The 8,576-nt window shown below is 75.0% G+C and carries 10 protein-coding genes and 1 pseudogene; 8 read left to right on the top strand and 3 right to left on the bottom strand.

The window, feature by feature from the left end:
- Positions 1-101 (top strand): annotated as a pseudogene (locus AC2CHG_RS27905) (electron transfer flavoprotein subunit alpha/FixB family protein); the annotation flags it as partial.
- Between the two features lie 98 nt (positions 102-199).
- On the opposite strand, the gene AC2CHG_RS27900 reads toward AC2CHG_RS27905, so the two are convergent.
- The gene (locus AC2CHG_RS27900; RefSeq protein WP_355507477.1) at positions 200-973 is read right to left on the bottom strand and encodes an anti-sigma factor; all 774 of its coding nucleotides are present in this window, start codon (positions 971-973) and stop codon (positions 200-202) included.
- Positions 927-1,532 (bottom strand): RNA polymerase sigma factor, encoded by a 606-nt coding sequence (locus AC2CHG_RS27895; protein ID WP_484525912.1) that lies wholly within the window; start codon positions 1,530-1,532, stop codon positions 927-929. The genes AC2CHG_RS27900 and AC2CHG_RS27895 overlap by 47 nt, the downstream gene beginning before the upstream one ends.
- Positions 1,533-1,772: 240 nt before the next feature.
- On the opposite strand from AC2CHG_RS27895, the gene AC2CHG_RS27890 reads away from it, so the two are divergent.
- The 7 genes from AC2CHG_RS27890 (at position 1,773) to AC2CHG_RS27860 (ending at position 8,153) form a co-directional block, all read left to right on the top strand.
- A complete protein-coding gene (locus tag AC2CHG_RS27890; protein WP_262014700.1) occupies positions 1,773-2,606 on the top strand; it encodes a DUF4397 domain-containing protein in 834 nt (277 codons plus the stop codon).
- Positions 2,603-3,268 carry a class F sortase gene (locus tag AC2CHG_RS27885; RefSeq protein ID WP_262014701.1) on the top strand — a complete coding sequence of 222 codons (666 nt, stop codon included), beginning with the start codon at positions 2,603-2,605 and terminating at the stop codon, positions 3,266-3,268. Before AC2CHG_RS27890 ends, AC2CHG_RS27885 begins: the two co-directional genes overlap by 4 nt.
- 96 nt (positions 3,269-3,364) lie before the next feature.
- On the top strand, positions 3,365-4,540 hold the full coding sequence (locus AC2CHG_RS27880) for a cysteine desulfurase family protein (protein WP_402812030.1): 1,176 nt from the start codon (positions 3,365-3,367) through the stop codon (positions 4,538-4,540).
- Between the two features lie 37 nt (positions 4,541-4,577).
- Positions 4,578-5,654, top strand: coding sequence for a tRNA 2-thiouridine(34) synthase MnmA (gene mnmA, locus AC2CHG_RS27875; RefSeq protein ID WP_013284461.1), 1,077 nt, complete (start codon positions 4,578-4,580; stop codon positions 5,652-5,654).
- Positions 5,655-5,684: 30 nt separating this feature from the next.
- A complete protein-coding gene (locus AC2CHG_RS27870; protein ID WP_484525911.1) occupies positions 5,685-6,689 on the top strand; it encodes a uroporphyrinogen decarboxylase/cobalamine-independent methonine synthase family protein in 1,005 nt (334 codons plus the stop codon).
- Positions 6,690-6,726: 37 nt separating this feature from the next.
- A complete protein-coding gene (locus AC2CHG_RS27865) occupies positions 6,727-7,095 on the top strand; it encodes a VOC family protein (RefSeq protein WP_030270144.1) in 369 nt (122 codons plus the stop codon).
- 26 nt (positions 7,096-7,121) lie between these two features.
- Complete coding sequence (locus AC2CHG_RS27860) at positions 7,122-8,153, top strand: ADP-ribosylglycohydrolase family protein (RefSeq protein WP_402812024.1); 1,032 nt, start codon at positions 7,122-7,124, stop codon at positions 8,151-8,153.
- Between the two features lie 19 nt (positions 8,154-8,172).
- Here the strand turns inward: AC2CHG_RS27860 and AC2CHG_RS27855 are convergent.
- A partial coding sequence (locus AC2CHG_RS27855; protein WP_484525910.1) for a type II toxin-antitoxin system PemK/MazF family toxin occupies positions 8,173-8,576 on the bottom strand: 404 nt, incomplete at its 5' end.

Below are 8,576 nucleotides of genomic sequence, written 5' to 3'. Positions count from 1 at the left end.
ACGCCGAGGCGCCGATCTTCGAGCTGGCCGACTACGGCGTGGTCGGCGACCTGTTCAAGGTCGTCCCGCAGGCCGCCGAGGAGATCCGCAAGCGCAAGTGAGCGTCGCGTGAAAGAAGGCCGCCGCCCGGTGCACCGGGCGGCGGCCTTTTCTCGTAGGGAGCTGATCGGCGGGCCGGGGAGCTGAGCCGGCCCGCCGATCAGCCCGTCAGGGTGCCCCTCAGCAGGCTGTCGCCGGAGTGGGCGGGCTTGTTGTCGTACTGCTCCGCGCTGACGTCGACCACGGTGTAGGTACGCAGGTCGACGTTCGGGGGGATCGGCAGGAGCGCGTCCCCTGATCCGTTGCTCAGCGTACCCACGGAGAACATCTTCATCGTGTTCGGATCGATCAGCCAGACCTCGTAGTACCCCGGAACGCTCGGGAGATTCGCCACGTGCAGATGCAACCGGTTGTCACCGAGCACCCGGGCGTCGCCGGAGGCGTCCTTCGGCGTCGCACCGAACGCGGCGAGCGGCGCGCTGGCCACCACCGACGGCTGCGGATCGGCCGGCTCGCCGCCGCCACCGCCGAGCACCGCGGCCGTACCGGCCACGCCGATCACCGCGGCGGCGGTGGCGGTGACCGCCGTGGTCGCCCACCCCGGCCAGCGCCGGCTCCGCCGCGGACGACGTGCCACGACGGGTACGGCGGCCGGCTCCACCGGGTCGGCCGGGCGCGGCAGGCGCCGATCGGTCAACGCCGGCAGCTCCTCGGCGGCCCGGATCTCGGCCACGATGCCCTGCCAGATGTGCTCCGGCGGGTCGGGCAGCTCGGCCAGGCCCTGGGTGCCCGCGCCGAGCCCGGCGACGTGCTGGAGCGACTCCATCTCGCCCCGGCAGTGGTCGCAGGTGTCCAGATGGGTGGCCTCGCCGTCAGCCGCCTCGCTCTCACCGAGCGCCAGAAAGACCAGCCGGTCGTGGTCCAGGTGCTGCACCGTCCACCTCCCATCTGCGTTTCAGGCTCTGCATGCCGCGTCTGATGTGACTCTTGACGGTGCCGAGCGGCACTCCGGTCACCGCCGCGATCTGCTGGTGTGTCAGGTCGTCGTAGAACGCCAGCTCCAGCATCCGGCGCTGCTCGTCGGGGAGCCGGGCCAGCTCGTCGGCGACCACCAGCCGGTCGACCACCGTGTCCGGGTCGGGGCCGGTGGAGACCGGCTCCGGCAGTTGCTTCACCGTCTCGACCACCCGGGTCTCCCGGGCCGAGGCCCGGATCCGGTCGACCACCTTGCGCCGCCCGATTCCGAGCAGCCAGCCGACCAGTGAGCCTTTCGCCGGGTCGAACGTCTCCCGGCCGAGCCAGGCGGCGACGAACGTCGCCTGGGTCACGTCCTCGGCGTCACTGCGGTTCACAAGCGTCGTGGTGGCCAGGTGCAGCACCACTCGCCCGTACCTGTCGTACGCCTCTCGCAGGGCCGCCTCGTCGCCGTCGCGGAACCGGGTGGCGAGGTCGTCCTCGCCCGGCGGTTCGGGGCCCTGCCTGGCCGCCGTCACCGGGCGGCTCGCCTTCCGTGGGGCATGCCCGACTGTAACTCCCACAGCCCTCGCCCCACTCTCCCGGTGTGTCGGTCACGACCCTCGTCACCTCTCCTTCGTCGCCGGAGGGTCCGGCGGATGCGCCCGGAGACGGGAAAAAGAAATCGGATCCGGGCGCATCCGGGGGAGACGGAGCCGGCGTAACCCGTTCTGCAAGCCAGGCCTGACGAATCAGCACCAACCACCAGGAGGCAGACAATGCAGTACGCGATGTTCCGTCGGGTCGCCGCGGGCGGCGCGGTGGCCGCCCTCACCTTCGCCGGCGTCGGCGCCGCCACCATGAGCCCGGCCTACGCCGCCTCGTCGAAGGTCTCCGTGGTCCACGGCATCCCGGACACCCCGGTCGACGTGTACGTCAACGGCGAGAAGACGCTGAACAACTTCAAGCCCGGCGACGTGGCCGGCCCGCTCACCCTGCCCGAGGGGGAGTACGACATCGCCCTGACCAAGCCGGGCGAGGCGGTCGACAAGGCGATCCTGAAGGTGGACGACGCGAAGGTGCCGGGCGGGGCGAACATCAGCCTCGCCGCCCACCTGAGCGCCGCCGGCGAGCCGCAGATCACCCCGTTCGTCAACGACGTGTCCAAGGTGGGCGCCGGCAAGGCCCGGCTGATCGTCCGGCACACCGCCGCCGCCCCGGCCGTCGACGTGCGGGCCGGCGGCAAGCCGGTCTTCGAGGGCCTGACCAACCCGAAGGAGGCGAAGGCGGACGTGGCCGCCGGCTCGGTCAAGGCGGACGTGGTGCTCGCCGGCACCGACACCGTCGCCATCGGCCCGGCCGACCTGAACCTGAAGGAGGGCACCGCCACCATCGTCTACGCGATCGGCTCGGCCGAGGCGAAGAACCTGAGCGTGGTCGCCCAGACCATCAACGGCCTGCACTCGGCGCCGGGCGGCGTGCCCAGCGGCACCGGCGGCCAGGCCGGCACCGGCGTGGACACCTGGTGGTACGTGCTGGCCGGGGCCGGCGTGCTGCTCCTGGTCGGCGGCGGGGCGCGGGTGGCGGCAACCGCCCGGGCCGGTCGCCGGTGACGGTGCGCAACCGCGGGGCGCTGGCGGCGATGGCCGCCGGCGCCGCCGCGCTCATCCTGGCGACAGTGGTGGCGTGCGGATCCGAGCCCGCCGAGGACGTCGGCGGCGACGAGGTGACGGCCCTGGCCAGCGCCACGCCCACGCCGACACCGGCGGCGACCGGCGGCGGTTCGGTCCCGGTGAACCCGGGGACGCTGCCGGCCGGCAGCGAGATCGTGCCGCCGGTGAAGCTGAGCATCCCGCCGATCCGGGTCACCGCCACCGTGAACCCGGTGGGCGTCAACGAGCGCACCGACGAGTTCGAGGTGCCGCCCAGCGTGGACCAGGTCGGCTGGTACCGCTACGGCCCCGGCCTGGAGGCCGGCGCCGGCTCGGTGGTGATCGCCGGGCACGTGGACAGCGCCGAGCAGGGCAAGGGGGCGTTCTTCCGGCTGCGTGAGCTGGGCCAGGGGGACGAGCTGACCGCCACCGGCTCGGACGGCCGCGAGCGCGCCTACCGGGTGGTGGCCCGGGAGGAGTACCGGAAGTCGAAGATCCCGCTGGAGCGGTACTTCGCCCGCGACGGGAAGCCCCGTCTCACGCTGATCACCTGCGGCGGGCCGTTCGACGCGAAGACCCGCAGCTACCGGGACAACATCGTGATCACAGCCGTTCCCGCGTGATCACGGGCGTTCCGCGTGAGCGGCCGGACCGCCCCGGGTGGGACGGGGCGGTCCGGCCCCCGGCGCCGGGTACGCAGGCCGTTAGGCTGAACCGTGATGGCATACCTTGATCACGCGGCGACGACCCCGATGCTGGACGAGGCACTCGAGGCGTACGTCGCCGTCGCCCGCGAGGTGGGCAACGCGTCGTCGTTGCACGCGGCGGGTCGCCGGGCCCGGCGACGGGTGGAGGAGTCCCGCGAGCGGGTGGCCGCCGCGCTCGGTGCCCGCCCCTCCGAGGTGATCTTCACCGGCGGCGGCACGGAGAGCGACAACCTCGCCGTGAAGGGCGTCTTCTGGGCCCGCCGCGACGCCCGGGCCGAGCGGGTCCGGGTCGTCTCCAGCGCAGTCGAGCACCATGCCGTGCTCGACGCGGTGGACTGGCTGGTCGAGCACGAAAGCGCGGAGGCCGGCTGGCTCCCGGTCGACGCGGCCGGGCGGCTCGACCCGGAACGCCTGCGCGCCGAGCTGGCCGAGCACGGCGAGCGCGTCGCGGTGGTCACCGCCATGTGGGCGAACAACGAGGTGGGCACCGTCCAGCCGGTGGCCGAGCTGGCCGCCGTCGCCGCCGAGCACGGGGTGCCGTTCCACACCGACGCCATCCAGGCGGTCGGGCAGGTACCTGTCGACTTCGCCGCCAGCGGCGTGTCGGCGCTCACCGTGACCGGGCACAAGCTCGGCGGCCCGACCGGCGTGGGCGCGCTGCTGCTGGCCCGCGACGTCCCGGCCACCCCGCTGCTGCACGGCGGCGGCCAGGAACGCGACGTGCGCTCCGGGACGCTCGACACCGCGGGCATCGTCGCGTTCGCGGTCGCCGTCGAGGCCGCGGTGAAGGGCCAGCAGGAGTACGCGGCCCGCGTCGCCGCGCTCCGCGACGAGCTGGTCGAGCGGGTCCGGCAGGCCGTCCCCGAGGTGATCTTCAACGGTGACCCGGCCGACCGGCTCCCCGGCAACGCGCACTTCTCCTTCCCCGGCTGCGAGGGGGACGCGCTGCTGCTGCTCCTGGACGCCCAGGGCATCGCCTGCTCGACCGGGTCGGCCTGCTCGGCCGGCGTGGCCCAGCCCTCGCACGTCCTGCTGGCGATGGGCGCCGACGACGACCGGGCCCGGTCCTCGCTGCGCTTCACGCTCGGCCACACGAGCACCGGCGCGGACGTGGACGCGCTGATCGCCGCGCTCCCGGCGGCGGTGGAGCGGGCCCGCCGCGCGGCCGCCCTCCGTACGCCCCGCTGACCCGGATACCCTCGGTGAGGACGAGGGGAGTGGGCCGGTGAGGGTTCTGGCGGCGATGTCGGGCGGGGTGGACTCCGCCGTCGCGGCGGCGCGGGCGGTGGAGGCCGGGCACGACGTGACGGGCGTGCACCTGGCGCTGGCCCGTAACCCGCAGACGTACCGCACCGGTGCTCGCGGCTGCTGCACGCTGGAGGACTCCCGGGACGCCCGGCGCGCCGCCGACGTGCTCGGCATCCCGTTCTACGTGTGGGACATGGCCGACCGGTTCCACGACGACGTGGTGGACGACTTCGTGGCCGAGTACGCCGCCGGGCGTACCCCGAATCCCTGCCTGCGCTGCAACGAGAAGATCAAGTTCGCGGCGGTGCTGGACCGGGCCGTGGCCCTGGGCTTCGACGCGGTGGTGACCGGCCACCACGCCCGGCTCGGCGCCGACGGCCTGCTGCGGCGCAGCGTTGACGCGGCCAAGGACCAGTCGTACGTGCTGGCGGTGCTGACCCGCGCGCAGCTCGACCGGTCGATCTTCCCGCTCGGTGACTCGACGAAGGCCGAGGTGCGCGCGGAGGCCGCCCGGCGCGGCCTCGCCGTGGCCGACAAGCCGGACTCGCACGACATCTGCTTCATCGCCGACGGCGACACCCGCGGCTTCCTCGCCGAGCGGCTCGGCGAGGCGCCGGGCCAGGTGGTGGACGCGCTCACCGGCGCGGTGGTGGGCAGCCACAGCGGCGCCTACCAGTACACCGTCGGGCAGCGGCGCGGCCTGCACCTGGACCGTCCGGCGCCGGACGGCCGGCCCCGCTACGTGCTGTCCATCACCCCGACCACGAACACGGTGACAGTAGGCCCGGCCGAGGCGCTGGAGGTCTCCGACGTCCGCGCGACCCGCCCGGTGTGGACCGGCGGGCCGCGCCCGGACGGGCCGGTCGAGTGTGAGGTGCAGCTGCGGGCGCACGGCGACGTGGTGCCGGCCGCCGTCGAGGTGGACGCCGACGGCCTGCGCGCGTCGCTGCGCCGCCCGGTCCGGGGTGTCGCCGCCGGCCAGGCGATCGTGGCCTACCGGCCGGACCCGGCCGGCGACGTGGTCCTCGGCTCCGCCACCATCACCGCCGCCTGACCTCGTACCGGCAGCGGATAGGCTGCGGCCGTGACTGAGCAGGCGTGGCCCTGGCCCACCGGTGCGGCGACCGGCATCGGGTCGCTGCCCGGCACCGACATCGCCGAGGCGCAGCGGATCGTGCTCGGCGAACTGCCCGCCCTGCCGCACCTGCCCGAGCTGCCCGCCCGGGGACCGGGTGCGGACCTGGTCGGCCGCACCGCCGGCCTGCTCGTCGAACTGCCCGTCGAGCTGTACGCGGCCCGCTGGCGGATCGCCCCGCGCCCCGGCCGTGACCTGCGCCGCGCCCGCGACCTGATGGAACGCGACCTGGACCAGCTCGCCGAGCAGGCCGAGGAGTACGCCGGCCCGGTGAAGGTCCAGGCGGCCGGCCCGTTCACCCTGGCCGCCGCGCTGGAGCTGCCGATCGGCGGCCGGATGCTGCGCGACCCGGGCGCGGTACGCGACCTCGCCGGCTCGCTCGGCGAAGGGTTGCGCGGGCACGTCGAGGCGGTCGCCCGGCGGCTGCCCCGCGCCTCGGTGCTGCTCCAGCTCGACGAGCCGTCCCTGCCGACCGTGCTGGCCGGGCGGGTGCCCACCGAGAGCGGCTTCGGCACCCACCGTCCGGTGGAGACCGAGGTGGCGCGGGCGCTGCTGCGCGACGTGATCGAGGCGGCCGGCGTACCGGCGATCGTGCACTGCTGCGCGCCGGACGTACCGCTGGAGCTGATCCGCTCGGCCGGCGCGGTGGGCGTCGCGCTCGACCTGTCGCTGGTCACCGACCTCGACCCGCTCGGCGAGGCGATCGACGCCGGGCTCGGGCTGCTGGCCGGCGCCGCGCCGACGCTGCCGCCGCCGTCCGGCCGGGCGCCGACGTCGGCCCAGGTCGCCGACCGGGTGCGGCGGGTCTGGGACCAGCTCGGCTTCCCCCGCCGCCGGCTGGCCGAGCAGGTGGTGGTCACTCCCGCGTGCGGCCTGGCCGGCGCCACCCCGGCGTACGCCCGCGCGGTGCTCACCGCCTGCCGCGACGCGGGCCGGCGGCTCGCCGAGGACTGACGTTTTTCCGTCGTACCCGCCGGGCACGATGACCGGCATGATTGGACGACTGCGTTCCACGGTGATCGACTGTCCCGATCCGCGCGCGCTCGCCGCCTTCTACTCCGAGCTGCTCGGCCTGCCCGTGGTGGAGGAGAACTCCGACGGCGACGAGTGGGTGGTGCTCGGCGGCCCACCCGGGCATCAGCCGCGGGTGGCCTTGCAACGGGCGCCCGGCCTGCGCACCCCCGACTGGCCCGATCCGGCCCGGCCGCAGCAGTTCCACCTCGACGTGAGCGTCGACGACATCGAGGCGGCCGAAAAGGCGGTGCTGGCGCTCGGCGCACGGCGGCTGCCGGGTGAGGGGGAGGGCTTCCGGGTCTACGCCGACCCGGTCGGCCACCCGTTCTGCCTCTGCTGGGACTGATCTTCCGCGGCTTGCGGGGTGGGGGCATGATCGCCACCGTGACCGCCTCCACCGCCACCGGCCGCGCCGCCGGTTCGCTGTTCGGCCTGGCCTACGGCGACGCCCTGGGCAAGCCGACCGAGTTCCTCACCGTCACCGAGATCGTCCGGCGCTACGGTCCGGGCGGTCCGCGTGAGCTGACCGGTGACCCGGCCCTGGTCACCGACGACACCCAGATGGCGCTCGCCGTGGCGTGGGCGCTGCACGACGCGCCCGCGTACACGGCCGAGGTGGTGGAGCCGCTGCTGCGGCAGCGCTTCGTCGACTGGTCGGTCAGCCCGGAGAACAACCGCGCCCCGGGCATGACCTGCCTGCGGGCCTGCGCCGAGCTGGCCCGGGGTGCCCGCTGGCAGCAGGCCACGGTCGCCGGTTCGAAGGGCTGCGGCGCGAACATGCGCGTCACCCCGGTCGGGCTGCTCGACGTCGACCTGGACACGATGGCCGGGCTGGCCCAGCTCCAGGCCGGCCTGACCCACGGCCACCCGACCGGGCTGGCGGCGAGCGAGCTGACCGCGTACGCGGTGCGTCTGCTGCGCGACGGCGCGGCGCTGCCGGAACTGCCCGGCCTGCTCACCGATCGGGCCCGGGAGCAGCGCACCGTCTACCGGGACGACTGGCTCGGTGACCTGTGGCAGCGGCCCGGCGAGAGCAGCGCGGCCGAGTTCGTCGCCCGGGGCTGGGACGACTGCCTGTACGTGCTCGGCCGGCTGGAGGCGGCGCTGGCCCGCCCGGACGACGGCGGCGACCCGTGCCGACTCACCGGCGAGGGGTGGATCGCCGAGGAGGCGCTCGCCACCGCGCTGCTCTGCGCGCTGCGCCACCGCGACGACCCGGTCGGCGCGCTGGCCCGTGGTGCCACCACGGCCGGTGACTCGGACTCCATCGCCGCGCTGGCCGGCGCGTTCGTCGGCGCCGCGTACGGCACGGCCGCCTGGCCCGCCGGGTGGGCCGGCCGGATCGAGTACGCGGGCCAGCTCACCGCGCTCGCCGCCGCGTTCGACGGGGAGGCGCCGCGCTGAGGTGCGGACGCCGCCGGGGTCAGCCGGTGAGGTGGCCCAGCCGGCGGACGCCACGCCACAGGTCCGGGTCGCAGGTGCCGGCCCGGTCGGCGAACGCGCTCAGCGACACCGGGATCGGCTCGCTCACGTCGAGGTAGCTGTCGTGGTCGGCGCCCGGATCCCAGTCCCGGGTCGGGATCGGCAGGTGGTCGTCCCGGTCCGACTTGTCCTGGCTGGTGATCTTCAGTACCTCGGCGTCCCGGCCGTCGACGCGCAGCACAAGGCAGGGGCGCACCTTCGAACCGGTCCCGTCGGCGTAGGGCACGTCGGCCCACCAGATCTCCCCGGGCCGGGGCTCGTTCCGGTCCGCCCGCCCGGCGCCACGCGGCCTCGGCGGCGTCGCGGTGCGGTCACCCCGCGGCCCGGTGCCGGCCCGCTCACGCC

It is taken from the genome of Micromonospora sp. ATLC20 (genome assembly GCF_057196585.1).
This window is presented reverse-complemented; position numbering and strand designations above follow the sequence as displayed.

Coding starts and splice junctions, on each gene's coding strand:
- AC2CHG_RS27890 (WP_262014700.1), top strand. CDS start 1,773: ATGCAGTACGCGATGTTCCGTCGGGTCGCCGCGGGCGGCGCGGTGGCC.
- AC2CHG_RS27860 (WP_402812024.1), top strand. CDS start 7,122: ATGATCGCCACCGTGACCGCCTCCACCGCCACCGGCCGCGCCGCCGGT.
- AC2CHG_RS27865 (WP_030270144.1), top strand. CDS start 6,727: ATGATTGGACGACTGCGTTCCACGGTGATCGACTGTCCCGATCCGCGC.
- AC2CHG_RS27880 (WP_402812030.1), top strand. CDS start 3,365: ATGGCATACCTTGATCACGCGGCGACGACCCCGATGCTGGACGAGGCA.